We start from the raw sequence: 24,742 nt of genomic DNA, 5'->3' as shown, positions 1-24,742 counted from the left end.
GCCGGCTCACAGGGGGCAGCCGCGGCCGAGGAACTCCAGGTTGTGGTCGATGAGCCCGGGGAGCTCCTCGGTCGCCGCGCGTCCTTCCATCCACCGGTAGAGGGCCGCCTGGAGCACCCCGATGACGGCCCAGGTGAAGGTCTCCACCTCCGGGTCGTCGGGCCGCCGCCCCGTGCGGTGGCCGACGACCTCGGTCAGCATGGCGTGGGTGCCCTCGCGCATCGACTCGAACGTGCGGGCGCGCAGCGAAGGGACCCGGGAGGTGAGCCGCATCCGGGCGTTGACCGTGTCCAGGTCGGCTTCGTACATGAGCGGGAGCAGCTCGCGGAGCGTGGCGCGCAGCGCCTCGATGGGGGACAGCCCGGCCGGCTGGCCCCGCATGACCTCCGCCATGATCGGGTCGTACTCGTCGGTGACGACCACGTCCTCCTTGGTGGGGAAGTAGCGGAAGAAGGTGCTCGGCGAGATCTCGGCCGCCGCGGCGATCTGCTCCACGGTCGTCTCGTCGTACCCCCGCTCGCTGAAGAGGCGGAGGGCGTGGTCCTGGATCGCCCTGCGGGTCCGCAGCTTCTTGCGCTCCCGCAGCGGCAGCCGGGCGAGCCGGTCCTCCAGCCGGTCGATCGGGTGCTCACGGGACGGCGTGCTCATGCTCCGATTGTCCTGCATCCGCGGCGGAGGCCGCATCCTCGCGTCCCCGCGCGGGCTGGAAGAGCCACAGGAGCAGTGCCGCCACGACGGCGGCGGCACCGCACGCGGCGAACACCGCGTCCATGCCGTGGACGTACGCGGCGCGGGCCGAGGCGAGCAGCCCCCCGTCGTCCAGCCGCCCGGCGACGGCGACCGCCCCGCCGATGGAGTCGCGCGCCGCGGCGGCCGCGTCGGGAGGCAGCCCGCCGGTGGAGACGCGGTCCCGGTAGAGCGCCGACAGCAGGCTGCCGAGGCCGGCGACGCCGAGCGTCCCGCCCGTCTGGCGCAGCGTCTGCACGAGGCCCGAGCCGCGCCCCGCCTGGGCGGGCGGCAGGGCGGCGAGGACCGCGTCCATCGCCGGGACGATGGTCAGCCCGCAGCCGAGGCCGACGACGAGCAGCCACGGGACGGTGGCGGGGTAGCCGTCGCCCGCCCCGGTGAGCGCGCCCCACCCGAAGCCCGCCGCGAGCACGAGCAGCCCGGTGACGAGGATCGGCTTGTGCCCGGTGCGGTGCGCGACGCGGTCGGTGACGACCCCGCCGGCGAGCAGGCCGAGCAGCATCGGCATCAGCCGCACGCCGGTGCCGAGGACGTCGTTGCCCTGGACGGCCTCCAGGTACTGCGGCAGGACGAACAGCGCCCCGCCCATCATCAGGTTCGCGGCGACGGCGGCGACCATCGCCCATGTGAAGGCGGGGTTGCGGAAGAGGGCCACGTCCAACAGGGGCTCGGCGGCACGCCGCTCCCACAGGACGAACCCGGCCAGCAGGACGGCCGCGAGCGCGAACGAGAGCAGCACCACCGCGTCGCTCCAGCCCCGCACGGGGGCCTCGATGACCCCGTACACGAGCGCGACGACCCCTGCCATCGACAGCAGCGCGCCGATCCCGTCGACCCGCGGCGCGGCCGGGTCCCGCGTCTCGGGCAGGAGCAGCGCCACCGCGATGCCGCCGACCAGCACGACCGGCACGTTGACCAGGAAGATGGAGCCCCACCGGAAGTTCTCCAGGAGCCAGCCGCCGAGCAGCGGGCCGAGCGGCAGCCCGAGCGCCATCGCCGAGGACCAGACCGCGACCGCGCGGGTGCGCTCGTGCGGGGGGAAGATCGCGGGCAGCATCGACATCGACAGCGGGGTCACGATCGCCGCGCCGAGGCCCATGAACGCGCGGGCCGCGATGACTCCGCCGGAGCCGTCCGCGAACGCACCGGCGAGCGAGGCGGTGCCGAAGACCGCGAGGCCGGCCAGCAGCAGCCGCTTGCGGCCGAACCGGTCGCCGAGCAGCCCGGCCGGGAGCAGCAGCGCCCCGAACACCAGCAGGTAGGAGTCCACGATCCACTGCAGCGCGCTGGTGCTCGCGTGCAGCCGCTCCGACAGCGTGGTCAGCGCCACGTTGAGGATCGTCATGTCGAACCCGAGCGCGAGCATGCTCAGCGCCAGCGCCCCCAGCCCCAGCCAGCGCCGGGTGTGTCCCACGGTCATGACTTCCACCTTCATATGAGTTTCACTATGAAATGACAGTAGCTCTCATTTGATGGTGATTGTCAATCGAGATGGGGACTGGCGCAGCCTCGGGAGGACATGTAATTTTGATTACATGAGTACGAGCGAAGCGGCGGAGCAGCTGCGCGGCTGGTTCATCGGACGGCTCCCCGAGGAGTGGTTCGAGGGCGCGCCCGAAGTCGTCGTCGACCGCGAGGAGGTCGCGGTCGTCGGCACCCTGCCCGTCCCGGCCGCCGCGGCCGAGGCGGCCGGCGCCGAGCGTGCGGGCGTCATCGCGGGGCACGTCCAGCGCTTCCGCGACGAGACCCGCGACCGGCGGATCGCCATCGCCCGGGAGGCCGAGCAGCGCTTCGGGCGCAAGGTGTCCTGGGGCGTGGAGTGCGGCGGCGAGCGGGAGATGTTCACCACCCTGTCGGTGCCGGTGATGACGCGGCTGCGGCAGCCCGAGCGCCGCGTACTGGACACGCTCGTGGACGCCGGGGTCGCCCGCAGCCGCAGCGACGCGCTCGCCTGGTGCGTCAGGCTCGTCGGCAAGAACACCGACGAGTGGCTGTCGGAGCTGCGCACCGCCCTGCAGCACGTCGAGCGCGCCCGCGCCGCCGGCCCCAAGGCCTGACCGCCGGCCCGGAGCGGCCGGGCATTACCCGATCTCGGTGATCACTGGGTGTGATCATGGCGCCGACCTCCCCTAACGTACCTGGAGAGCGGGCCGGACGCGGGCGGGAGGTGCGGGGATGCCGGGGCTGCGCTGCCTGGACGGGTCCGACCTCGCGGTGGTCCCGGTCGCCTCGATCGACCGCGGCGGCACCCCGTTCGAGATCACGCTGGAGCTGTGGCGCGACGGCGAGCCCTTCGGGGCGGTGGGGGAGCGGTGCGGGTACTTCCTGACCGGGCTCGCCGCCCGGGTCGCCGCCGCCCGGGCCGACGGGTCCCCGCAGGCGGCACGCTGGCCCGACCCCGACGACCGCTTCCCCGACCCCGCCCCCGCCGACGCGGCCCGGGAGCCCGAGCTGTTCGCGTTCCGCTACCGCGACCGGGGCGACGTGGTCAGCACCGGTGAGCTGCGCTGCTCGCTGCGCACGTCCTCGATGTGGGTCGGCCGCCAGCGGTCGGCGGCGGGCCGGTGGCGGGTCGCGCGCCGCGCCGTGGTCGAGGCGTGGGGCGCGGGCGGGCGCGGCGTCCGCGCCGTTCTCACCTCGGCCGAGCTGGCGCGCTTTCTCGCCGATCTGCTCGCCGAGGCGGACCGGGCCAGAGCAGGCCATCCACCGCGCCTGGCCCGGCCCGCGCGTTAGCCTGGCGTACGGGAACGGTGGGAGAAGTGTCGCCGTCGGGCCATAATTGAGCGACTTTCCGCCAGGGTCGGTCGCTCGAAGGGAAGCCCATATGCGGGTTCGGCGTACGGGAGAGCCGCGCACCAGGTCGGCGCGCGGCGCGCGGAGGGACGGCGTGCGCCGGCGCCCCTCCGAGGGCGGCGGGCGGCTCGTCTCCGCCCTCCGCCGCAGCGGCCCGTACGCGGCCGTCCGCGACGCCGTCTACCGGATGTACGAGCGGCGCGTCGAGGCCGAGTTGCCCACCGAGGTCACCCCCCGGCACGTCGGCGTGATCCTCGACGGCAACCGGCGCTGGGCGAGGTCGATGGGGCTGGCCGACGTCAACACGGGCCACCAGCGCGGCGCCCAGAAGATCTCCGAGCTGCTCCAGTGGAGCGCGGAGGCCGGCGTCGAGCACGTCACGCTGTGGCTGCTGTCGACCGACAACCTCAACCGGCCCGCCGCCGAGCTGGAACCGCTCCTGGCGATCATCGAGAACACCGTCCGCAAGCTCGCCGAGGACGGCTGGCACGTCAAGCCCGTCGGCGCCCTCGACCTCCTGCCCGATAAGACGGCCCGCGTCCTGAAAGATGCGGGAGAGGCCACATCGGGCGCACCCGGCCTGATTGTGAACGTCGCCGTTGGGTATGGAGGTAGGCGTGAGATCGCTGATGCGGTGCGCTCACTGCTCATCGAGCAGGCGAGTCGTGGCACCAGCATCGAGGAACTCGCCGAGGTCCTCGACGTGGAGCACATCGCGGAGCATCTCTACACGCGCGGCCAGCCGGACCCGGACCTGGTCATCCGCACCTCGGGAGAGCAGCGTCTCTCCGGCTTCATGCTCTGGCAGAGCGCCCACTCGGAGTTCTACTTCTGCGAGGTCCACTGGCCGGACTTCCGGAAGGTGGACTTCCTCCGGGCCATGCGCTCCTACGCCGCGCGGCACCGGCGCTACGGTACCTGATCGTCCCTCGCGGACCACCGCCCCTGCGCGGGCGGACCTGCGCGCCACCGGCAGTTCCCTCATATCCAGGGAGATCGAGTGGCCACAACCTCCGCGCGCCGTCCCGGTCCGTCCGGGATCCCTTCTGGGGCTTCCGTCCCGGAGACCTCCGGAGACCTCGGGGGCGCTGCCCCCGGCAGGGAACCGGACCGGCGCACGTACGTCCTGGACACCAGCGTCCTGCTCGCCGATCCGGGGGCGATGACCCGGTTCGCCGAGCACGAGGTCGTACTCCCCATCGTCGTCATCTCCGAACTGGAGGCCAAGCGGCACCACCCGGAACTCGGCTACTTCGCGCGGCAGGCCCTGCGCACGCTGGACGACCTCCGCCTGCTGCACGGGCGGCTGGACGAGCCCGTCTCGGTCGAGGGGGCGCTCGGCGACCAGGGCGGGACGCTCCGCGTCGAGTTGAACCACGCCGACCCGAGCGTCCTGCCGGACGGGTTCCGGCTCGGCGACAACGACACCAGGATCCTGTCGGTGGCCGCGTGGCTGGCCCGCGAGGGGCGCGACGTCGTGCTGGTCTCCAAGGACCTGCCGATGCGGGTGAAGGCGTCCGCGGTCGGGCTCGCCGCCGAGGAGTACCGCGCGGAACTGGCCGTCGTGGAGTCCGGCTGGACCGGGATGCGCGAGCTGGAGGTGCCGGCCGGAGCCCTCGAGGAGCTGTACGAGACGGGCGGCGCCGACCTGGAGGAGGCGCGGGACCTGCCGTGCCACACGGGGCTTCGGCTGCTGTCGGAGCGCGGCTCGGCCCTCGGCCGGGTGCAGCCGGACAAGTCGGTGCGGCTGGTGCGCGGCGACCGCGAGGTGTTCGGGCTGCGCGGCCGGTCCGCCGAGCAGCGGATCGCGCTGGACCTGCTGATGGACGAGGAGGTCGGCATCGTCTCGCTCGGCGGGCGGGCCGGCACCGGCAAGTCGGCGCTCGCCCTCTGCGCGGGGCTGGAGGCCGTGCTGGAGCGGCGGCAGCACCGCAAGGTCGTGGTGTTCCGCCCCCTGTACGCGGTCGGCGGCCAGGAGCTCGGCTACCTGCCGGGTTCGGAGAACGAGAAGATGTCGCCGTGGGCCCAGGCCGTCTACGACACCCTCTCGGCGGTGACGACGCCGGAGGTCATCGAGGAGGTCGTGGACCGTGACATGTTGGAGGTCCTGCCGCTCACGCACATCCGCGGCCGGTCGCTGCACGACTCGTTCGTGATCGTCGACGAGGCGCAGTCGCTGGAGCGCGGCGTCCTGCTCACCGTCCTGTCGCGGATCGGCTCCGGGTCGCGGGTCGTGCTGACCCACGACGTGGCGCAGCGCGACAACCTGCGCGTCGGCAGGCACGACGGCGTCGCGGCGGTGGTGGAGCGCCTGAAGGGCCATCCGCTGTTCGCGCACGTGACGCTGACGCGGTCGGAGCGCTCGCCGATCGCGGCGCTGGTGACCGACATGCTCGGTGACGTCGGGGCCTAGAGCCCCGGCGAGTGAGAACCCCGGCGGGCCGTGACGGGCCGCCGGGGTTCTCGCGTCTCAGAACGACGTTCTCCTTCCTACGGAGGGTGATCGGTAAACCTCGCAACGTAGGAATGTGGCGAAGGTCACAATCGTCCGCTTCTGTGGGAGGAGCCGCAGGTCCGGCCGGGTTTTCGGTACGTCCGCAGTCGGGTTGACAACGGACCGTCCGGCCCCATCTGTCTCGTTTTGGTTGCGAACCAGCCCTCGGCCTCGGGCATTGTGTCTCCCCGTAAGCACCCCCAGTGCGGTGCCCGGCCGGAGCGCGGCCCCTGAACGCGCGCGACGTGCCGGCGCCGACCCGGGTCCGGGGCCGCCGAACGCCGGCGGCCGGGCCGGACCGGGGTGGAAACAGTTCGTGCGCGTGTCCATGCGCGTGCGACCGTCGGAAGGACCGCCTTGTACGGAGACCGCCCCGGGTCCCCTAGGCGAGACGATCGACAGAGCTTCGACCCCCGGCAGCCGGTGATGGCCTCCGCCCCGGCCCAGGCGCCCGGCTCCTCCCCGGAGGGCCCCGAGGCGCCGCACGAGGACGACGTGCGCGTGGCCGGCACCCGCCCCCGCGCGAACGCTCCTGCGGGGGACACGCTCGGCCTCCAGCCCCTCCAGGAGCCGCTGCGCACCGGCGTCTCCGGCGACGAGATCTCCTCCGGTCCGGGCGCGCCCCGCCGTGCCGCCCGCGGGGGCGGCTCCCGCGGGCGCGGCGGCAAGCGCATCGCGGTGGTCGCCGCGGGCGCCGCCGTCGTGATCGGCGGAGGCGCGGTCGCCGCGTTCGCGCTGACCGGCGGCTCCGGGGACGAGGGCGCGCAGACCGTCAAGCCGACGCGGCAGCTCGCCGACGCCGCCGCGCCGCCGAAGATCGACCCGAAGGTGCTGGAGCAGCAGCGCAAGAAGCTGGCGCTCGACCGCGCCTCCCGCGCGACGCGCCAGGACGGCGGCAAGGGCCCGTCCCTGCTGCCCAAGGGCAAGCCGATCCCGACCAAGACGCCGGAGAAGAAGAACGGCTCCTCCGGCGGCGGCCCGACCGGCGACCCGGTCCCGGCCGGCGAGGCGCAGGCGATCGCCAAGAAGCTGATGCCGAGCTACGGCTTCACCGGCGACGGCCAGTTCGGCTGCCTGGTCAACCTGTGGAACAAGGAGAGCCACTGGAACGTCCACGCGGCCAACCCCTCGGGCGCGTACGGCATTCCGCAGGCCCTGCCCGGTTCCAAGATGGGCAGCGCCGGGCCCGACTGGCAGAACAACGCCACCACGCAGATCAAGTGGGGGCTCGGCTACATCAAGAACCGCTACGGCACGCCGTGCGGCGCGTGGTCGCACTCGCAGTCCGTCGGCTGGTACTGATCCGGCCCCGCCGCGTCCCGGACGCCCTGAGCGGCGTCTGGGACGCGCGACCGGCCCCGCCCGGCTCAGCGGCGGGACGTCCCGGTCATCCGCAGGACGTCGAGCGCCTCGTCGAGCTGCTCGACCGTCAGCCTTCCCTCGTCGACATAGCCGCGCTCCAGCACGACCTCGCGGATCGTCCTGCGCTCCCTGAGCGCCTGCTTGGCGACCTTCGCCGCCTCCTCGTACCCGATGTAGCGGTTCAGCGGCGTCACGATCGACGGTGACGACTCGGCGTACTCGCGCATCCGGTCCAGGTCGGCCTCGACGCCGTCCACGCAGCGGTCGGCGAGCAGCCGGGACGCGTTCGCCAGCAGGGTGACCGACTCCAGCACGTTGCGGGCCAGCATCGGCAGCATCACGTTCAGCTCGAAGCTGCCGGACGCGCCGCCGAACGCGACCGCCGCGTCGTTGCCGATGACCTGCGCGGCGACCTGCGCGACCGCCTCGGGGATCACCGGGTTCACCTTGCCGGGCATGATCGACGAGCCGGGCTGCAGGTCGGGCAGCCGGATCTCCGCGAGCCCGGCGCGCGGCCCCGAGCCCATCCAGCGCAGATCGTTCGCGATCTTGCTGAGGCTCACCGCGATCGTGCGCAGCGCCCCGCTCGCCTCCACCAGGCCGTCCCGCGCGCCCTGCGCCTCGAAGTGGTCGCGGGCCTCGGTCAGCGGCAGCCCGGTGTCCCGCGCGATCTCGGCGATGACGCGGGCGGCGAAGCCCTCCGGCGTGTTGATGCCGGTGCCGACCGCGGTCCCGCCGAGCGGGAGCTCCGCCAGCCGCGGCAGGACGGCCTCCAGCCGCTCCACGCCGTGCCGCGCCTGCGCTGCGTACCCGCCGAACTCCTGCCCGAGCGTCACCGGCGTCGCGTCCATCAGGTGGGTGCGGCCGGACTTCACCGCGGTCGCGAACTCCTCGGCCTTGCGCGCGAGCGCGGCCTCCAGGTGCCGCAGCGCGGGGATCAGCTCGTTCACGACGGCCCCGGTCGCCGCGATGTGGATGGACGACGGGAACACGTCGTTGGACGACTGGGAGGCGTTCACGTGGTCGTTGGGATGGACGGGGCGGCCGAGCCGCTCCTGCGCCAGCGTCGCCACGACCTCGTTGGCGTTCATGTTGGACGACGTCCCCGAGCCGGTCTGGAACACGTCGATCGGGAACTGGTCGTTCCACCGCCCGTCCGCGACCTCGCGGGCGGCCTCGGCGATCGCGGCGGCCAGGTCCTCATCGAGGACGCCCAGCTCCGCGTTGACGACCGCCGCCGCGGCCTTGATCCGACCGAGCGCGGCGATGTGGGACGCCTCCAGCGTCCGTCCCGAGATCGGGAAGTTCTCCACGGCGCGCTGCGTCTGGGCCCGCCACTTGGCCGCGGCCGGCACCCGGACCTCTCCCATCGAGTCGTGCTCGACGCGGAACTCCTGCTCGCTCATGGAACGCCTCCCACTCGACTTCGGCGGCCGCCGTCGTCCATGGCAGCCCGGTCGGTGGCTCACGCATTCCCGCGTGAGGCGCGGATCACTCCTTGTTCAGCGTGTAGTTCTGCCGCTCTCCCGGCTTGCCCGCGGGCTTCTGCTGCCCGTTCACCCAGACGTCGCAGGCGGACGCGTCGTAGACGACCGCGTTGAGGCGGGGCTGGTCGTACCGGCGCGCCTCGCCCCGGTGCAGCGTCTCGTCTGCGAGCACGGTGATCGCGGTGCCCGGCACCGACACGAAGATCTTGCAGGAGTCGGTGCGGGCCCGGACGGCCAGCGTGCTGGTCGCGGCGCCGGGCGGCGCGGCGGCCTGGGCGGCGGAGCCTCCCGGTGTGGTGGACGCCCCGGCGGTGGGCGAGGGGCCGGGGCTCTCGCGCATCATGCCGACGATGAGGGCGGTGGCGCCGATGCCGCACGAGGCGACGGTCGCGCCGATGAGGCCGATCACGACCATCAGCCGGTAGCGGGGCGTGGGGGCGCGGCGTCCCGAGCGCGGGCCCGCCATGGCCCGTTCGAGCCGGTCCACCGCGCGGGCGTGGCTGAGCCGCCGGGTCGGGTTCTTCTCCAGCAGCCCGGTGATCACGGGCGCGAGCGCGCCGGCGTTCTGCGGGGCGGGGGTCGACTCGTTCGCCAGCGCGGACAGCGTCGCCATGACGTTCTCGCGCTCGAACGGCGGGCGGCCCTCCAGGGCGGCGTACAGCGTCGCGCCGAGCGACCAGAGGTCCGAGCGCGGGGTCGCCTTCTCCCCGGCCGCGACCTCGGGCGCCACGTACGCGGGCGACCCCATGAAGTGGCCCGTCTTGGTGAGGCTCGCCGAACCGGAGGAGAACGCGAGCCCGAAGTCGGTGAGGACGACGCGGTCGCCGTCCAGCAGCACGTTGCTCGGCTTCAGGTCGCGGTGCACGATGCCGGCCTTGTGCGCGGTGTTGAGGGCGTCCAGCAGGGCGCGGCCGATGTGCGCGACGCGTTCGGGCGGCAGGGGGCCCGAGCGCTCGATGAGCTGTTCGAGGCTGGGCGCCTCGATCATCTCCATCACGATCCAGGGACGGCCCTGCTCGATGACCACGTCGTACACCTCGACGATGGAGTGCGTGCGCAGCTGCGCGGGCGCGCGCGCCTCCCGGAGGGTACGGCGGTAGAAGACCACCCGGTCGTCCTCGGCGAGGTTGTCGGGGAGCCGCAGCTCCTTGATCGCCACGGCGCGATCGAGGAGCTCGTCATGCCCTCTCCAGACGGTGCCGTTGGCACCCTGACCTATCTCCGAGACCAGCCGGTAGCGCGTCGCTAGCACGAGGCGCTCTGACTGAGACATGGCGGAAAAGATACCGGAGTGGCCCGGCGGTCATTGGGGAGACTTCGGCACCAACGCGGATTTTGGCCTAATACTGTGACCTACCGACAAGAAACTTCCGGGGACCGCCCGTCCGCGACCCCTGTCCGGGGTCGCGGACCGGTGCCGGACGTCAGCGCCTGCCGATGGTGAGGACGGGTCCGGTGGTGTCGGCGAAGAAGTCCTCGCCCTTGTCGTCGACCACGATGAACGCCGGGAAGTCCTCGACCTCGATCTTCCAGACGGCCTCCATGCCGAGCTCCGGGTACTCCAGGACCTCGACCTTCTTGATGCAGTCCTGCGCGAGCCGCGCCGCCGGGCCGCCGATCGAGCCGAGGTAGAACCCGCCGTGCTCCTTGCAGGCGTCGGTGACCTGCTTGGACCGGTTGCCCTTGGCCAGCATGACCAGGGAGCCGCCCGCGGCCTGGAACTGCTCGACGTAGGAGTCCATCCGGCCGGCCGTGGTCGGGCCGAACGAGCCCGAGGCGTAGCCCTCGGGCGTCTTGGCCGGGCCGGCGTAGTAGACGGCGTGGTCGCGCAGGTACTGCGGCATCGGCTCGCCCGCGTCCAGCCGCTCCTTGATCTTGGCGTGCGCGATGTCGCGCGCCACGACGAGCGGGCCGGTCAGCGACAGCCGCGTCTTGACCGGGTACCTGGTCAGCTCGGCGCGGATCTCGTCCATCGGCCGGTTCAGGTCGATCCGGACGACGGTGTCGTCCAGGTGCTCGTCGGTGGTGTCGGGCAGGAACTGCGCGGGGTCGGTCTCCAGCCGCTCCAGGAACACGCCCTCCGCGGTGATCTTGGCGAGGGCCTGCCGGTCGGCGCTGCACGAGACCGCGATCGCGACCGGGCAGGACGCGCCGTGCCGCGGCAGCCGGACCACCCGCACGTCGTGGCAGAAGTACTTGCCGCCGAACTGCGCCCCGATGCCGAGCTTCTGCGTCAGCTCGAACACCTGGAGCTCCAGCTCCAGGTCGCGGAACCCGTGCCCGAGCGGCGAGCCCTCGGTGGGCATCGTGTCCAGGTAGTGGGCGGAGGCGTACTTGGCGGTCTTCAGCGCGTACTCGGCGGACGTGCCGCCCACGACGATCGCCAGGTGGTAAGGCGGGCAGGCGGCCGTGCCGAGCGAGCGGATCTTCTCCTCCAGGAAGGACATCATCCGCTTGGGGTTCAGGACGGCCTTGGTCTCCTGGTAGAGGAACGACTTGTTGGCGCTGCCGCCGCCCTTGGCCATGAACAGGAACTTGTAGGCGTCGCCGGGCGCCGCGTACAGCTCGATCTGCGCGGGCAGGTTGGAGCCGGTGTTCTTCTCGTCCCACATCGTCACCGGCGCCATCTGCGAGTAGCGCAGGTTCAGCCTCGTGTAGGCGTCGTACACGCCCTGCGAGATGTGCTTCTCGTCGTCGCCGTCGGTCATGACGTGCTGGCCGCGCTTGCCCATGACGATCGCGGTACCGGTGTCCTGGCACATCGGCAGGACGCCGCCGGACGCGATGCCCGCGTTCTTCAGCAGGTCCAGCGCGACGAACCGGTCGTTCGGGGACGCCTCGGGGTCGTCCAGGATCCGGCGGAGCTGGGCCAGGTGCGCGGGTCGCAGCAGGTGGGCGATGTCGCGCATGGCCGTCTCGGTGAGCAGCCGCAGAGCCTCCGGCTCGACCTGCAGGAACGTCCGGCCGTTCGCCTCGAACGTGGAGACCCCGTCGGAGGTCAGGAGCCGGTAGTCGGTCTCGTCCGGGCCGAGCGGGAGCAGGTCGGTGTAGGAGAACTCAGGCATCTCAGGCAGATCCTCGCGCGATTCCGATGGGGGCCGAGTCACAGGTTACGGGCTCGGCTGGCGCCGCCTCACGGGGGGCGACCCGGGCGCGCAGGCCCACCACGACGCCCGCGGCGACCAGGGCGGCGCCCGCCAGGTCGGCCGGTTCCGGCCGGTCGACGCCGAGCGCGACCGTGGTGACCACCGCGCTGATCGGGATCAGGCCCGCGCACAGCCCGGCGCGGTCGGCCCCGAGCCGTCCGATCGCGTCGTACCAGAGCAGGAACGCGATCGTGGTCACGACGATCGACAGGTAGGCGAAGCCGGCCAGCTCGCCGGGGGTCGGGACGCGCAGCAGGCCCGTCCCGTCCGCGGCGAGGCCGACCGCGAGGAGCATCGGGACGGCCAGCGCGGCGGAGTAGGCGGAGACGCGCAGCGGTCCGATGCGCGGCAGCAGCGGGACGGCCAGCAGCGAGAAGCACACCTCCCCGCCGAGGGCGCCGAGCGAGAGCAGCAGCCCGCGGACGCTGCCGCTGCCGAGGCCGTTCGCCAGGGCCGCCCCCGCCGCCACCACGCAGGCCGCCACGATGATCGTCGGGGCCGGGCGGCGGCCGTCCAGCAGCGGCCCGACCACGGCCAGCACGATCGGGACCGTCGCGATCACCGTGCCGATGGTGGCGGGGCTCGTGTCCCGGGTGGCCGCGACGATGCAGACGTTGAAGGCGACCAGCCCGGTCCCCGCCAGCGCCGCGAGCAGGAGCCAGTCCCGCGCGGAGGGCCGGCGGGCGGGCCCTCCGGCGATGCGGGCCGCGGCCAGCAGGACCACCGCGGCGACGGCGTACCGGACCGCCTGGCCGCCGAAGACGGGATAGGCGGAGATCGTCGCCGAGACGGCGGTCAGCGTGCCGACGAGGGACATCGCGGCCCCGGCGCCCGCCATGCCGCGCTTCTGTGAGGTGTTCATGGACCGAACGCTAGAAGCCGGTTGGTCCACCGGACAGTGCCAATCAATCCACACGAACGTGGACCAATAGCCTCTCCGTGACGTCCACCCCATGCCTTGACGCTGAGAGTCATGTGACCGACCTTCATCTTCCACTCGACCGGTCCGCCGGCCGGCTGGCCGCGCAGATCGCCGCGGGCTTCCGCGCGGCGGTGCGCTCCGGCCGGCTGACCGCCGGGACCCGGCTGCCGTCGAGCCGCGATCTGGCCCGTGACCTTGACGTCTCGCGCGGCGTCGTCGTCACCGCCTACGAGCAGCTCACCGCCGAGGGCTTCCTGATCGCGCGGCGCGGCGACGGCACCCGCATCGCGCCGCTGGCCCGCCCCGACGAGGAGGCGGCGCCGCCGTCCCGGCCGCCCGCCGCGCCCCGCCCGGTCGAGCCCCGCCCGGAACCGGAGGTCCTGTACGACCTGTCCCTGGGCCGCCCCGACCTGTCGGCGTTCCCCCGCGAGCGCTGGATCGCCGCCGCCCGCGCCGCGCTGCGCACCCTGCCGCACGACGCGCTCGCCTACCCCGACCCGGCAGGCGTCCCGGACCTGCGCGCCGAACTGGCGTCCTACCTCGGCCGGGTGCGCGCCGCGCTCGCCGACGCGGACCGGACAGTGATCATGAGCGGGGTGGCGCACGGCCTGTCGGCCGTGCTCGGACTGCTGCGCGCCGACGGCCACACCACGCTCGCCGTCGAGGACCCGGCGAGCGTCCGCCAGCTGCCGATGCTGGCCGCCGCCGGGGTCCGCCTCGTCCGCATCCCGGTGGACGGCGAGGGCATCGACGTCGCGGCGCTCGCCCGCACCCAGGCGCGCGCCGTCCTCGTGACGCCCGCGCACCAGTACCCGACCGGCGTCGTGCTGTCCCCGGCGCGCCGCGCCGAGCTGATCGCCTGGGCGCGCGACGCGGACGGCGTGATCCTGGAGGACGACTACGACGCCGAGTTCCGCTACGACCGCGACCCGGTCGGCTGCCTCCAGGGCGTCGAGCCCGACAGGGTCGTCCTCCTCGGCTCGGTCAGCAAGTCGCTGGCCCCCGCCCTCCGCCTGGGCTGGGCCGTCGCCCCGCAACCGCTCGCCGAGCGGCTGCGGGAGCACCGCGCCTACACCGACCACGGCGCCCCCGTCCTGGAGCAGTACGCGCTGACAGAGTTCCTGCGCGGCGGGGGCTACGACCGGCATCTGCGCACCATGCGCAGGCGCTACCGCGCCCGGCGGGACGCCCTCGTCGGCGCGCTCACCGAGAATCTGCCCGGCGCCAGGATTCACGGCGTCTCAGCGGGCATCCACCTCTACGTGGAACTGCCGGGCGGATGCGACGAGGACGCGGTGGTGGACCGCGCCGCGCGCTCCGGGGTGGCGGTCGAGGGCGCCCGCGGGATGTGGTCGCCGCGCCGCGCGGACGAGGCGCCCCCCGCGCTCGTCCTGGGCTACGCAGGCCTCACCGAGCCCCGCCTGGTCAAGGCCGCGCAACTGCTGGGACAAGCGGTTGCTCACGGTGATGGGGGGTAGGAACAGCTTCCCCGGTGTAGGAGGTATGCATGAGTCTGGAAGAGGCCGCGCGGCAGTTGAAGATGGCGGGCCACGACGCGCAGGTGGCCTTCGACTGTGTCGGTCTGGGCGACCTCGAACGGGCGCAGGAGCACGCCGTGACGCTCCGGGCCGCGGCCGACGCCGCCGAGGTGGCACTGGCCCAAGCACTGAAGGACATGACCCCGGAAGAAGCCCAAACCGAAGGCGAACGCGCCGTAACGGCCCTAGCCGAAGACTGAGCTGTGCTAGCCCAGGGGGGCGACCCCCTGGAACCCCCGTTGCGAGCCGGGCGATCCTCACGCCACGGTTTCGGTTCTCGTGCCCGTGCGGGTTTGTTGCGTGGCGCTGCGGTCGCCCGGCTCGGCGGGTCGGGCGGCCTCCAGGCGCTAGAGCGCCTTCCGGCCGCCCAACCCGCGCCCTCGCTCAGGCCCACTCCAAGAGCGCCAATCACGCCATGGGGCGTTCCATCGCTGGGGCGTCGGGGCGGGCGCCTGGGAGTGGTGTCGGGTTGAAGCCCTTTGCCGTGGCGAAGACGACCAGGACCAGCAAGGTCGGGATGATGAAGGCTAGGCGCAGGCCGTGGTCGGCGCTCAGCGGGGCGATGGCGCCCACCACCGCGGCTCCGAGGACGAAGCCCACGTAGTTGAAGATGTTCACGCGGGAGACGGCGACGCCGAGGCCGGTCGGGTCGACCCGTCCGGCGGCGGAGAACGACACCGGGGCGATCACGCTCAGGCCGAGGCCGGCGAGCGCGAACGCGGCGATCGCGAAGGCCGCGTTCGGGGCGGCGACCACGCCGGCCATGCCGAGGATGCCGACCACGCCGCCGATCCGCACCACCCGGACGGCGCCGGAGCGGCGGACGGCGAGGTCGGCGACGGTGCGGCTGACGACCATGGTGACCTGGTAGGCGACGTAGCCGAGCGGGGCGACCCAGTCGCTCGCGGACAGCTCGTCGTCCAGGTACTTGGCGCCGTAGCTGGAGATCGCCGAGTCGGCCAGGTAGGCGACGGCCATCGCGGCGCCCACGACCAGGATCGGCCGCCACGGGACGCTGCGCCCGGCGGCCTTGAGCTCCTCGGCGGTGGGGCCGTCCCCCTCCTCGGCGCGGCGGTAGAGGCGGCCGCCGGTGGCGAGCGAGGCGGCGATGCCGACGGCGGCGGCGATGGCGAAGCCGGTGAACAGCGACAGGTCCAGCTTGTTGGCGAGGGACGCCCACAGGCCGCCGAGGATCCCCGCGACGCTCCAGACCGCGTAGAACCCGGTGATCAGGCTGATCCCGTAGCGGCGTTCGACGGCGATCGCCTGCGCGTTCATCGACGCGTCCACCGCGCCGACGAACAGGCCGAAGGCGGCGACCGTGATGTACAGGGCGAGGTCGTTGTCGCCCGTGAGGCCGATCAGGGCGATCGTGACGGCCACGGCGGGCTGGGAGAACCGCAGCACCGGGCCGCTGCCGAGCCGCTGGAACAGCGCGCCGGAGGCGACGCTCCCCACGCCCGCGACCAGCGGCACCATGAGCAGCACCAGCGACAGCGTGGCGTCGCTGAGGTCGTGCGCCTCCTGCATCTTGGGGACCTGCGTCACCAGTGAGGCGAAGCAGAGCCCCTGGACGGCGAACGCCGTGTACGCGGCGAACCGGGCCCTGCGGTCCCGGGCGGTGGTGCCCTCGCTCATGCGCCCCGACCTCTCTGGCTGCGCACCGTAAGAAGACGCAATGTGAAGAAGATTCGCGTCAGCGTAGGGACAGGGTACGCCCCAGGTCAATGGGCGGGAAGCGTCAGTCGATGAGGCGCCGCCGCATGCCCCGCACGGCGATCATCCACATCAGCGCGGCGAACGCCACCAGCCCGGCCAGGTGCCCGAGGTCGGCGAGCGGGTGCAGGCCGAACACCGCGTCCCTGACCAGCTGCACGCAGTGGTACAGCGGGTTGAGGTAGGAGACCTTCTGCGCCCAGCCGGGCAGCGCGTCGACCGGGAAGAATGTCCCGGCGATCAGGAACAGCGGCGTCACCACGCCGGTGATCACGTAGTCGAACGAGTTGATCGACGGCACCACCGACGACGTCCACATGCCGAACAGGCCGAAGCCGAGCGCGGTGAAGAACGTCACGAACGGCACCAGCAGCATCCCGAAGGAGGGGTCGAGGCCGAAGAACAGCGCCACGACGAGCGGCGTGCACGAGTACACCGCCGACTTGGCCGCGATCCACAGCGCCTCGGCCGTCACCAGCTCGTGCACGTCCACGGGCGCGGCGAGCATCGCGTCGTAGGTGTGCTGGAACACGCGCCTGATGTAGCCGTTGAACATCCCCGGGAACACCGAGGTGAACAGCGCCGCCGTCCCGACGACGCCCGTCGCGACGAAGTCCAGGTAGCGGTAGTCGCCGATCATCGCGACCATCGAGCCGAACCCGTAGCCGAAGGCCAGCAGGAAGAACGTCGGCTCCACCATCGAGGCGAACGACGTCGACTTCCAGTACCTCTTGAAGAGGGCCAGCTCGTGCCGCCAGATCCCGCGGACCGGGGCCGTCTCGAACCGGCGCAGCCGCGGCGCCCGCACCGCCTCGGCCGTCTCCTCCTGGACGGTCACTCCACACGCTCCCCGGTCAGCACGACGAACACGTCCTCGAGGTTGGAGGCGCGGCGGACGCCGTCCGGGCCGAGATCGTCCTCCAGCGAGGGCGGGATGGCCTCGGCCTTCAGCACCGACACCGACGGCCCGGTCCGGCGGGTGGGCAGCCCGGCCGCCCTCGCCAGCCGCTCGACCTCCGCCAGCCGGTCCGGCGGCCCGTAGTGCTCGACGACCTGCCCGCCCGCGTACTCGGCGACCAGCGCCGACGGCGTGCCCCGCGCGATGACGCGGCCGTGCGACATCAGCGCGCACTCGTCGGCGAGGCGCTCGGCCTCCTCGATGTAGTGCGTCGACATCAGCACGGTCGTGCCGCCGGCGCGCAGCCCGTCGATCAGCCCCCACAGCTCGGCCCGCACCTGCGGGTCGAGGCCCACGGTCGGCTCGTCCAGCAGGACGAGCGCGGGCCGGTGCACCAGCCCCCGCGCGATCAGCAGCCGCCGCCGCATGCCGCCGGACAGGTCGTCCACCTTGGTCAGCTGCCGCTCGGTGAGGTGCGCGATCGCCAGCGCGTCGTCGACCGCCTTGCGCCGCTCCTTGCGCGGCACCCGGTACAGGTGGGCGAACACCTCCAGGTTCTCGCGCGCGGTCAGCTCCTCGTCGAGGTTGTCCTGCTGCGGGACGACGCCCATCACGGCCCGCGCGCGCTTGGACTCCCGGGGGACGTCGAAACCGAGCACGCGGATGGCGCCCTCGTCGGCGATCGCCTGCGCGGTCAGCATCTTCATCGTCGTCGACTTGCCGGCGCCGTTCGGGCCGAGCAGCCCCAGGCAGACCCCGGCGGGAACGTCCAGGTCGAGCCCGTCGACGGCGGTGAAGTCGCCGAACCGCTTCACGACGCCGCGGAGGCTGATCGCCGGCGCGGCGGCGCCCTCGCGGTCGGCCGCGTCCGCGGTCGGCCCGGTCCGGGCACGATGCAAGGTCATACCCCTCACACTAGGTACGGCGAGGGACGAATCCCCACCGGTTTTCCCGCGGGGCCGTCCCCGGCGGCGGCTACCCTCTTCCTTGTGGACGTCCCCCATCGCCCGGCGGCCGAGAAGGTCACCAACGTGCGCGACCTGCGCGCGTCCGACGCCGACCGGGAACGCGTCGCCGCCGTCCTGGGCGAGGCCCTCGCGGACGGGCGGCTCACCATCGAGGAGCACTCCGAGCGCACCTCCCGCGCCTACGCCGCCCGCACCCTGGGCGAGCTGACCGGGCTCACCGGCGACCTCAGCCCCGAGGAGGCGCAGCCCATCCTCGTGGACGACCGCCCGGTCTCGGTCTTCTTCGGCCGCACCCGCCGCGACGGGCGCTGGGTCGTCCCGGTCAAGCTCCCGCTCCTCGCCCTGTTCGGGACGGTCGAGCTCGACCTGCGCGAGGCCGTCCTCCAGCGCCGCCACATCGTGGTCGACTCGCTGGTGCTCGGCGGCCGGATCCGGCTCCTCGTCCCCGAGGGCGTCCGCGTGGACGTCACGGGGCGCACCATCCTCAGCACCCGCGACCTGCGGGCCCGCCCCGCGGACGAGGGCCCCACCATCGAGGTGAGCGGCACCATGATCTTCGGTTCGGTGCGGGCGCGCGCCCCCAGGCTCCCGCTGCGCACCCGCGTCCGCAACCGCCTCAACCGCGGCCGGTAGGGCCGCGGCCTACACCGCCGTGTCGAAGTTGATCGCGCTGTAGGCGCGCAGCTTGCTCAGCTGGTGCTCGCTGGAGACCGTCCGGATGGTGCCGCTGCGCGACCGCATGACCAGCGAGTGCGTGACCGCCGTGCCCTTGCTGTAGCGGACGCCGTCGACCAGCTCGCCGTCGGTGATGCCGGTGGCGGCGAAGAACACGTCGTCGGAGGTCACCAGGTCGTCGGTGGTGAGGACCCTGCCCAGCTCGTGGCCGGCGTCGGCCGCCTTCTGCCGCTCCTCGTCGTCCTGCGGCCACAGCCGGCCCTGGATCACCCCGCCGAGCGCCTTGATCGCGCACGCGGCGATGATGCCCTCCGGGGTGCCGCCGATGCCGAGCAGCAGGTCGACGCCGGTCCCCGGCCGGGACGCCATGATCGCGCCGGCCACGTCGCCGTCCATGATGAACTTGATCCGCGCCCCGGCCTCCCGGACCTCCTTGACGATGCCCTCGTGGCGCGGCCGGTCCAGGATGCAGACCGTCACGTCGTGCGGCGAGGAGCCCTTGGCGCGGGCGATGGCGCGGATGTTGTCGGCGATCGGGCGCTCGATGTCGACGACGTCCGCCGCCTCCGGGCCCGTCACCAGCTTCTCCATGTAGAACACCGCGGACGGGTCGAACATCGACCCCCGCGGCGCCACCGACAGCACCGCGATGGCGTTGTTCATGCCGAGCGCGGTCAGCCGGGTCCCGTCCACCGGGTCCACCGCGACGTCGCACTCGGCGCCGGAGCCGTCCCCGACCTCCTCGCCGTTGAACAGCATCGGCGCGTTGTCCTTCTCGCCCTCGCCGATCACGACGACGCCCCGCATGGAGACCGTGTTGATCAGCTGGCGCATCGCGTTCACGGCGGCCCCGTCGGCGCCGTTCTTGTCGCCCCGCCCGACCCAGCGGGCCGCGGCCATGGCGGCGGCCTCGGTCACCCGGACCAGTTCCATCGCGAGGTTGCGGTCCGGCGCCGCCGGCTCGGTGGCGAGGGGGGAGGAAACGGTGGTCTCATCGGACATGCGGGGCAGCCCCTTCGGTCGGTGGTGCCTCGGATTCTCCGTGGACCGGATGGCAAGCCACAAATTGGACCAGACCAGCCGGGCCGCGGACATCCGGGCACGGATGGAAGCGGTATCCGGGCACGGTCGACGGGTACGGTGCGGAGCCGTGAATCCACTACGGCACGGACAAGGGATCGTTTCCCCCTGGGAGAGGGCGTAATCTCAGGCGTCATGAGCAGCGACATCGACGTCCCGTCCGGCGGGGTGACACAGAACGGGGGCGCGCGGCCCGCGGCTGTCCCCACGCGGACCTCCGACCGCGGGGCCGCCACGCGCGGCGCACTGCTGGCCGCGGCCAGGGACGTCTTCTGCGAGTCCGGCTTCGCCCAGGCCGCGGTGACCGACATCGTCGCCAAGGCCGGCGCCAGCGTGGGCAGCCTCTACCACCACTTCAACGGCAAGGCCGACCTGTACCTGACGCTGTTCGAGGACTTCCAGGGACGCCAGCAGGAACGCACCCGCGAGGCGATCAGCGCCGTCCGGGAGGCGGGCGAGACCGACCCCATGCGGCAGTTCATCGCCGGCGCGGGCGCCTACCTCAACGGATGCCTGGACGAGCGGGACGTCGCCCGGCTGTTCATCTCCGGCGACGGCCCCCCGGGGTTCGACCGGGTCATGCGCCAGCGCCTGAACAAGTGGGCCCGCCGCAACGCGGCCCTGTTCCACACCGCCGACGGCGGCGTGGACGAGGCCCTGGTCACGGTGCTGACCGGCGCGATGGCGGGCGCGGTGTCGGAGATCTCACTGCTGGACGACGAGGACGCCGCCCGCCGGCTCGCCGACAAGATCATGGCCATCGTCGGCACGATCAGGAACCCCGGTACGGAGCAGCGCTGAGGGTGCGGGATCCTGGAGGGGTGACCGACAAGACCCCATCCTCCGCCCCGGACGCCGAGGCCGCCCGGCCCGAGCCGGACGCGCCCGCCGAACGCCCCGGCGCGGACGCGCCGGCGGAGCGGCCCGGGACGGACGAGGCCGCGGAACGGCCCGGCGACGGCTCCTCCGAGGAGCCGCGCGGGACGGGCGCGCCGGCCGGCCGGCCCGTGGTCGAGGTGAGCCCCGGCGTGTACAAGCGGCTGACCACGGGGCTCGGCGGCTTCACCATGGCGATGGGCGCCTGCCTGCTGCTCGTGCTGGCGATCTACGTCATCACGCCGCGCAGCGACAAGGAGGTCCTGCCGACCGTCGACTACGGCTCGCAGCTGTGGGCGATGCGCAACGACGCGCCCTACACCGTCTACGCCCCGGAGGGGCTCCCCATCCACTGGCGGCCCAACAGCTCGCGGGTGCACGGCCTGGGCTCCGGCGGCAAGGACCCCGTCGCCTGGCACCTCGGCTTCGTGACGCCGAGCGAGCAGTACGCGGCGCTTGAGCAGAGCAACGAGAAGGCGTCGGAGTTCGTCCCGCGCATGGCCAACAGCAGCCAGCCGGTCGGGACGCAGCAGGTGAACGGCGTCGCCTGGACCAAGTACCACCGCAAGGACAAGAAGGCGAACACCCTCGCCCGGACGCTCCCGAACGGGGTGAGCCTCGTCGTCACCGGCACCGCGTCCTACGCGGAGCTGGCGGTCCTGGCCGGGTCGCTCAAGGAGCAGGCGAAGACCGGCGGACCTCCCCCTCCGGCGACGGCCACGCCGGCGTCCTGACCCCTAGAACGGGGCGGCGGCGTCGCCGTTGTCGGGCCGTTCGAGGGCCGCGGCCAGCCTGGCGCGGGCGCCCTCCAGCCACTCCTCGCAGACGGCGGCGAGCCTCTCGCCCCGCTCCCACAGGCCGAGCGACTCCTCCAGCGTCAGGCCGCCGGCCTCCAGCCGCTTGACGACCTCGGCCAGCTCGTCCCGTGCCTGCTCGTACGACGGCTTCTCCGCCGTCCCCTTCTCGTCCGCCACCGGCCCACCCTCTCATCCCCGGGGAGACGGCCCGTCCCCCGGTCGGCATCCACGGTTCACTCCCGCCCGGTCACGGTCACGCCGAGCCGCCCGTCGGCCAGCCGCACGTGGAGGCGCTCGCCGTCCTTGACCCCCGCCGACTCGCGCACGACCGACGCGTCCTCCCGCTGGACGATCGCGTACCCGCGCTCCAGCGTCGCGGCGGGGGAGAGGGCGAGCAGCCGGGCGCGGGTGTGCCCCAGCTCGTCCTCGGCCCGGTCCAGCGCGCCCGACAGGCACCGCCGGGTCCGGTCGCGCAGCGCCGCGACCTGCTCGGCCTGCCGCTCGATCTCCCGCACGGGGTCGGCCAGCGCGGGCCGCGAGCGCACCGACCGCAGCCAGGCCAGCTCCCGCTCCACCGCGCCGGACAGGCACCGCCGCCCCCGGTCGCGCAACTGCCGGACGAGCTGGAGCTGCTCCCGCACGTCCGGCACGGTCTTCTTCGCGGCGTCGGTCGGGGTGGAGGCGCGGACGTCGGCGACCAGGTCCAGCAGCGGGCTGTCCTGCTCGTGCCCGATCGCGCTGACCACCGGGGTGCGGGCGGCGGCGACCGCCCGGACGAGGGCCTCGTCGGAGAACGGCAGCAGGTCTTCCATCGCGCCGCCGCCGCGCGCGATGATGATCACATCGATCTCGGGATCGGCGTCCAGCGCGCGCAGCGCCTCCATGACCTCGCCGACCGCGTACGAGCCCTGCACCGCGGTGTTCTCGACCCGGAACGCCACCGCCGGCCACCGCCGCCGCGCGTTCTGCAGGACGTCGTGCTCGGCGTCGGAGTCGCGCCCGCAGATCAGCCCGATCCGGCCGGGCAGGAACGGCAGCGGGCGCTTGCGCTCGGGCCGGAACAGCCCCTCGGAGGCCAGCACCCGCTTGAGCCGCTCCAGCCGGGCCAGCAGCTCGCCGACGCCGACCGGCCTGATCTCCAGCACGCTGAGCGAGAACGTCCCGCGGTTGATCCAGAAGTCGGGCTTGGCGTGCACGACGACGCGGGCCCCGTCGGTGACCGCCGGTCCGGCGGCCTCGAACACCGCGCGCGGGCCGACGACCCGCACCGACATGTTCGCCACCGGGTCGCGGAGCGTCATGTAGACCGTCCCGCCGCGGGCGTTGAGGTCGGTGATCTGGCCCTCCACCCAGATCCGGCCGAGCCTGCCGATCCACCCGCTGACCGCCTGCAGGACGGTCCGCACCGGAACCGGGGACTCGGCCGTGGTCTCCATCGCCATGCAGGCAGCCTACGGCGCGGGCCGCGCCGCCGTTCCGCCCGCCGCTCCCACCGCCAGAATCCATTTGACCGAAGAGACACGTCCCCGGCCACAGAACATTAGTCAAGCTAACTTAGACTAGCTAAGTAATTTCGAGGAGAGACCGTGACCGCATCCGAACGCGAGCTCGCCGAGCGGCTCAACCGGTGCCTGCGCCACGTCGTGCTGATGCTCCGGCGGGTCAGCGCCGACCAGCCGATCACCAGCCAGCAGCTGTCCGTGCTCGGCTCCCTGGAGCACGGGTCGCGGCGGATGACCGAGCTGGCGGCCGAGCACGGCGTCCGGCTGCCGACCATGACGGCGCAGATCAACCGGCTCGAACGCGACGGGCTCGTGGCGCGCGGCCGGAACGGCGCCGACGCCCGCGTCGTCACCGCCTCGCTCACCGGGGCGGGACGCGACCGGCTGGCCGCCGGTCGCGCGCGCCGGATCGGCTTCCTCGCCGAGCGGTTCGCGGAGCTGACGGACGAGGAGCGCGCGGCCGTGGCCGCGGCGCTGCCCGCCCTCGACAAGCTCTTCGGCGGGCCCTGAACCCGTACACGGAGGTACCCATGCACGCGAAGCCTTCGGCGAACCTGGACGCCACGCCGAGCCAGGTCTCGCCGCACCAAGCTGATCCGCCGATATCAGCGTCAGCGAATGCTCAGTCTGCCGCCGTCCGCTGACGGGAACGGAAGAAGCCCTCGGGAGTTTCCTCGAGGGCTTCTTCCGTTCCCTGCTGCCTGGCGGGCCGGTCAGTTCAGGCCGTTGAGCTTGGCGATGCGGCGCTCGTACATGCGGATGACGTCCTCGCGGCCGGCGTGCTTGCGCTCGTACTCGCGCAGGAGCTTCACCTGGTCGGCGGACAGCCCGCGCAGACGCGCGCGCAGCTGCGGCAGCGTGGCGCTGTCGTAGTCGGGGACCGGGAGGTCCTCGGCGATGTGCTCGGCCTCCGCCTGCGCGGCGGGCTTGGCCTCCGGCTTCGGCTCGAACGCCGCCTCGTCGACCTTCTTCTCCGGGGCCTCGCCCTCCTCGGCCTTGCCCTTCGCGGCCTCGGCCGGCTTTGGCTCGGGCTTGGCGGGCCCGGGCTCGGCGGCCTTCGGGCTCGGGGCGGGCTCGGCCTGCGGCGCGGGCTCCGGCTTCGGCTCGGACGGCACCGGCTTCGGCGCGGGCTGGGCGACCGGACCGGCCGCGCCCTCCGCCTTGGCGTGGTGCCTGCCCAGCGCGCCCGGCTTGGCGGGCTTCGGCGGCGGTCCGGGGCGGGCGTGCTTCGGCGTGTGGCGCGTCCCGCCGCCGGGCTTGCCGACCGAGATCTCCTCGGTGGCGGTGCCCCCGGCGGCCGTGCTCGTGGCGGCCGCGCGCGAGGCGGCCGTCCTGGTGCGGCGTGCGGGCACCGGCTCGGGCTCGGCCTCGGGCTCCTCACCGCGGACGCGCTCGGCGACCAGCCCGACGACCTTCCCGGCCGTGTGCTGGACGTCGTCGCGGAGCCGGCCGATCACCGGCTTCACACCGCCGCCCTCGGTGATCTCCTTGTAGTCCCTGGTCACCCGGTCGGTGAGCAGCAGCGCCCGGCCGACGCCGAACATGGCCAGCCGGACGGCGTGCAGCGGGAGATCCCGGACCTGTTCCCCCAGGTTGTCGCGGACCTGCTCACTGAGGCGGCGCGGCGATTTCCTCATCGGATGTTCCTCTTCCTGCCTCGTCTCCGTCCCCACTCACTCTGCCCCATCGGTGCAACCCTGGTCACGCGGGGTGAATGGAATTCTGGCAAAGCGTGCCGTGG

24 protein-coding genes are annotated in these 24,742 nt (G+C 73.1%); 11 read left to right on the top strand and 13 right to left on the bottom strand.

The features are described 5' to 3' along the window. Positions 1-6: 6 nt before the first annotated feature. Together ABWI07_RS07485 and ABWI07_RS07480 are read right to left on the bottom strand one after the other, a co-directional pair. Complete coding sequence (locus tag ABWI07_RS07485; RefSeq protein ID WP_149260918.1) at positions 7-648, bottom strand: acyl-CoA-like ligand-binding transcription factor; 642 nt, start codon at positions 646-648, stop codon at positions 7-9. Further along, the gene (locus ABWI07_RS07480) at positions 629-2,167 is read right to left on the bottom strand and encodes a DHA2 family efflux MFS transporter permease subunit (protein ID WP_353818018.1); all 1,539 of its coding nucleotides are present in this window, start codon (positions 2,165-2,167) and stop codon (positions 629-631) included. Before ABWI07_RS07480 ends, ABWI07_RS07485 begins: the two co-directional genes overlap by 20 nt. Positions 2,168-2,282: 115 nt before the next feature. Here ABWI07_RS07480 and abmR point away from each other — a divergent pair, with 115 nt between their 5' ends. The 5 genes from abmR to ABWI07_RS07455 all read left to right on the top strand — a co-directional run bounded on the left by abmR (position 2,283) and on the right by ABWI07_RS07455 (position 7,336). Continuing rightward, positions 2,283-2,804 (top strand): ATP-binding transcription factor AbmR, encoded by a 522-nt coding sequence (gene abmR, locus ABWI07_RS07475; protein ID WP_149260916.1) that lies wholly within the window; start codon positions 2,283-2,285, stop codon positions 2,802-2,804. 118 nt (positions 2,805-2,922) lie between these two features. Beyond that, positions 2,923-3,480, top strand: a complete 558-nt coding sequence (locus tag ABWI07_RS07470) for a hypothetical protein (protein ID WP_149260915.1) — start codon at positions 2,923-2,925, stop codon at positions 3,478-3,480. A gap of 91 nt (positions 3,481-3,571) precedes the next feature. Beyond that, positions 3,572-4,462, top strand: a complete 891-nt coding sequence (locus ABWI07_RS07465; protein ID WP_149260914.1) for an isoprenyl transferase — start codon at positions 3,572-3,574, stop codon at positions 4,460-4,462. Positions 4,463-4,666: 204 nt separating this feature from the next. Continuing rightward, positions 4,667-5,953 (top strand): RNA 5'-3' helicase PhoH2, encoded by a 1,287-nt coding sequence (gene phoH2 / locus ABWI07_RS07460; protein ID WP_149261230.1) that lies wholly within the window; start codon positions 4,667-4,669, stop codon positions 5,951-5,953. A gap of 507 nt (positions 5,954-6,460) precedes the next feature. Next, complete coding sequence (locus tag ABWI07_RS07455; protein WP_235036981.1) at positions 6,461-7,336, top strand: aggregation-promoting factor C-terminal-like domain-containing protein; 876 nt, start codon at positions 6,461-6,463, stop codon at positions 7,334-7,336. Between the two features lie 65 nt (positions 7,337-7,401). Here ABWI07_RS07455 and ABWI07_RS07450 read toward each other — a convergent pair whose 3' ends face one another. The 4 genes from ABWI07_RS07450 to ABWI07_RS07435 all read right to left on the bottom strand — a co-directional run bounded on the left by ABWI07_RS07450 (position 7,402) and on the right by ABWI07_RS07435 (position 12,891). Beyond that, entirely contained in the window at positions 7,402-8,802 is a 1,401-nt protein-coding gene (locus ABWI07_RS07450) for a class II fumarate hydratase (protein WP_353818017.1), read from the bottom strand. An 85-nt stretch (positions 8,803-8,887) separates the two neighbouring features. Beyond that, positions 8,888-10,156 carry a serine/threonine-protein kinase gene (locus tag ABWI07_RS07445; RefSeq protein ID WP_149260912.1) on the bottom strand — a complete coding sequence of 423 codons (1,269 nt, stop codon included), beginning with the start codon at positions 10,154-10,156 and terminating at the stop codon, positions 8,888-8,890. A 151-nt stretch (positions 10,157-10,307) separates the two neighbouring features. Then, the gene (locus ABWI07_RS07440) at positions 10,308-11,948 is read right to left on the bottom strand and encodes a fumarate hydratase (RefSeq protein ID WP_353818016.1); all 1,641 of its coding nucleotides are present in this window, start codon (positions 11,946-11,948) and stop codon (positions 10,308-10,310) included. Between the two features lies 1 nt (position 11,949). After that, positions 11,950-12,891 (bottom strand): EamA family transporter, encoded by a 942-nt coding sequence (locus ABWI07_RS07435; RefSeq protein WP_149260910.1) that lies wholly within the window; start codon positions 12,889-12,891, stop codon positions 11,950-11,952. 113 nt (positions 12,892-13,004) lie between these two features. Here ABWI07_RS07435 and pdxR point away from each other — a divergent pair, with 113 nt between their 5' ends. Continuing rightward, the gene (pdxR, locus tag ABWI07_RS07430; protein ID WP_353818015.1) at positions 13,005-14,429 is read left to right on the top strand and encodes a MocR-like pyridoxine biosynthesis transcription factor PdxR; all 1,425 of its coding nucleotides are present in this window, start codon (positions 13,005-13,007) and stop codon (positions 14,427-14,429) included. Between the two features lie 29 nt (positions 14,430-14,458). After that, positions 14,459-14,689: a hypothetical protein gene (locus ABWI07_RS07425; protein WP_149260908.1), complete on the top strand. Its 231-nt coding sequence runs from the start codon at positions 14,459-14,461 to the stop codon at positions 14,687-14,689. Positions 14,690-14,897: 208 nt separating this feature from the next. Here ABWI07_RS07425 and ABWI07_RS07420 read toward each other — a convergent pair whose 3' ends face one another. From ABWI07_RS07420 to ABWI07_RS07410, 3 genes are all read right to left on the bottom strand, one after another. After that, positions 14,898-16,127 carry an MFS transporter gene (locus ABWI07_RS07420; RefSeq protein ID WP_149260907.1) on the bottom strand — a complete coding sequence of 410 codons (1,230 nt, stop codon included), beginning with the start codon at positions 16,125-16,127 and terminating at the stop codon, positions 14,898-14,900. 103 nt (positions 16,128-16,230) lie between these two features. Beyond that, on the bottom strand, positions 16,231-17,043 hold the full coding sequence (locus tag ABWI07_RS07415; RefSeq protein WP_149260906.1) for an ABC transporter permease: 813 nt from the start codon (positions 17,041-17,043) through the stop codon (positions 16,231-16,233). Beyond that, complete coding sequence (locus ABWI07_RS07410) at positions 17,040-18,008, bottom strand: ABC transporter ATP-binding protein (RefSeq protein ID WP_149260905.1); 969 nt, start codon at positions 18,006-18,008, stop codon at positions 17,040-17,042. The genes ABWI07_RS07415 and ABWI07_RS07410 overlap by 4 nt, the downstream gene beginning before the upstream one ends. 84 nt (positions 18,009-18,092) lie before the next feature. Between ABWI07_RS07410 and ABWI07_RS07405 the strand changes: the two genes are divergently transcribed. After that, positions 18,093-18,704, top strand: a complete 612-nt coding sequence (locus ABWI07_RS07405; protein ID WP_235036980.1) for a DUF1707 SHOCT-like domain-containing protein — start codon at positions 18,093-18,095, stop codon at positions 18,702-18,704. Positions 18,705-18,713: 9 nt separating this feature from the next. Here ABWI07_RS07405 and glpX read toward each other — a convergent pair whose 3' ends face one another. Next, the gene (gene glpX / locus ABWI07_RS07400) at positions 18,714-19,748 is read right to left on the bottom strand and encodes a class II fructose-bisphosphatase (protein WP_149260903.1); all 1,035 of its coding nucleotides are present in this window, start codon (positions 19,746-19,748) and stop codon (positions 18,714-18,716) included. Positions 19,749-19,961: 213 nt separating this feature from the next. Between glpX and ABWI07_RS07395 the strand changes: the two genes are divergently transcribed. Then, entirely contained in the window at positions 19,962-20,627 is a 666-nt protein-coding gene (locus ABWI07_RS07395) for a TetR/AcrR family transcriptional regulator (protein WP_149260902.1), read from the top strand. 20 nt (positions 20,628-20,647) lie between these two features. Further along, entirely contained in the window at positions 20,648-21,436 is a 789-nt protein-coding gene (locus ABWI07_RS07390) for a DUF4245 domain-containing protein (RefSeq protein WP_353818014.1), read from the top strand. A 3-nt stretch (positions 21,437-21,439) separates the two neighbouring features. On the opposite strand, the gene ABWI07_RS07385 is transcribed toward ABWI07_RS07390, so the two are convergent. Both ABWI07_RS07385 and xseA read right to left on the bottom strand, forming a co-directional pair. Further along, positions 21,440-21,676, bottom strand: coding sequence for an exodeoxyribonuclease VII small subunit (locus ABWI07_RS07385; protein ID WP_149260900.1), 237 nt, complete (start codon positions 21,674-21,676; stop codon positions 21,440-21,442). A 56-nt stretch (positions 21,677-21,732) separates the two neighbouring features. After that, complete coding sequence (gene xseA / locus ABWI07_RS07380; protein WP_353818013.1) at positions 21,733-22,941, bottom strand: exodeoxyribonuclease VII large subunit; 1,209 nt, start codon at positions 22,939-22,941, stop codon at positions 21,733-21,735. Between the two features lie 144 nt (positions 22,942-23,085). Between xseA and ABWI07_RS07375 the strand changes: the two genes are divergently transcribed. Further along, positions 23,086-23,511, top strand: a complete 426-nt coding sequence (locus ABWI07_RS07375) for a MarR family winged helix-turn-helix transcriptional regulator (RefSeq protein ID WP_308800808.1) — start codon at positions 23,086-23,088, stop codon at positions 23,509-23,511. A 203-nt stretch (positions 23,512-23,714) separates the two neighbouring features. Here the strand turns inward: ABWI07_RS07375 and ABWI07_RS07370 are convergent, their stop codons facing one another. Next, positions 23,715-24,638 (bottom strand): DUF8129 domain-containing protein, encoded by a 924-nt coding sequence (locus ABWI07_RS07370; RefSeq protein ID WP_353818012.1) that lies wholly within the window; start codon positions 24,636-24,638, stop codon positions 23,715-23,717. Positions 24,639-24,742 lie beyond the last annotated feature (104 nt).

This window comes from Actinomadura sp. NPDC000600 (assembly GCF_040492135.1).
Taxonomy (GTDB): Bacteria; Actinomycetota; Actinomycetes; order Streptosporangiales; family Streptosporangiaceae; genus Spirillospora.
Note: the sequence above shows the minus strand (reverse complement) of the source record. Positions and strands in the feature narration are given on the sequence as shown.

Bases quoted from the DNA above. Each gene is read 5' to 3' on its own strand.
- ABWI07_RS07485 (WP_149260918.1), bottom strand. From the start codon at position 648: ATGAGCACGCCGTCCCGTGAGCACCCGATCGACCGGCTGGAGGACCGG.
- ABWI07_RS07480 (WP_353818018.1), bottom strand. From the start codon at position 2,167: ATGACCGTGGGACACACCCGGCGCTGGCTGGGGCTGGGGGCGCTGGCG.
- abmR (WP_149260916.1), top strand. From the start codon at position 2,283: ATGAGTACGAGCGAAGCGGCGGAGCAGCTGCGCGGCTGGTTCATCGGA.
- ABWI07_RS07470 (WP_149260915.1), top strand. From the start codon at position 2,923: ATGCCGGGGCTGCGCTGCCTGGACGGGTCCGACCTCGCGGTGGTCCCG.
- ABWI07_RS07465 (WP_149260914.1), top strand. From the start codon at position 3,572: ATGCGGGTTCGGCGTACGGGAGAGCCGCGCACCAGGTCGGCGCGCGGC.
- ABWI07_RS07455 (WP_235036981.1), top strand. From the start codon at position 6,461: ATGGCCTCCGCCCCGGCCCAGGCGCCCGGCTCCTCCCCGGAGGGCCCC.
- ABWI07_RS07450 (WP_353818017.1), bottom strand. From the start codon at position 8,802: ATGAGCGAGCAGGAGTTCCGCGTCGAGCACGACTCGATGGGAGAGGTC.
- ABWI07_RS07445 (WP_149260912.1), bottom strand. From the start codon at position 10,156: ATGTCTCAGTCAGAGCGCCTCGTGCTAGCGACGCGCTACCGGCTGGTC.
- ABWI07_RS07440 (WP_353818016.1), bottom strand. From the start codon at position 11,948: ATGCCTGAGTTCTCCTACACCGACCTGCTCCCGCTCGGCCCGGACGAG.
- ABWI07_RS07435 (WP_149260910.1), bottom strand. From the start codon at position 12,891: ATGAACACCTCACAGAAGCGCGGCATGGCGGGCGCCGGGGCCGCGATG.
- ABWI07_RS07425 (WP_149260908.1), top strand. From the start codon at position 14,459: ATGAGTCTGGAAGAGGCCGCGCGGCAGTTGAAGATGGCGGGCCACGAC.
- ABWI07_RS07420 (WP_149260907.1), bottom strand. From the start codon at position 16,127: ATGAGCGAGGGCACCACCGCCCGGGACCGCAGGGCCCGGTTCGCCGCG.
- ABWI07_RS07410 (WP_149260905.1), bottom strand. From the start codon at position 18,008: ATGACCTTGCATCGTGCCCGGACCGGGCCGACCGCGGACGCGGCCGAC.
- glpX (WP_149260903.1), bottom strand. From the start codon at position 19,748: ATGTCCGATGAGACCACCGTTTCCTCCCCCCTCGCCACCGAGCCGGCG.
- ABWI07_RS07395 (WP_149260902.1), top strand. From the start codon at position 19,962: ATGAGCAGCGACATCGACGTCCCGTCCGGCGGGGTGACACAGAACGGG.
- xseA (WP_353818013.1), bottom strand. From the start codon at position 22,941: ATGGCGATGGAGACCACGGCCGAGTCCCCGGTTCCGGTGCGGACCGTC.
- ABWI07_RS07370 (WP_353818012.1), bottom strand. From the start codon at position 24,638: ATGAGGAAATCGCCGCGCCGCCTCAGTGAGCAGGTCCGCGACAACCTG.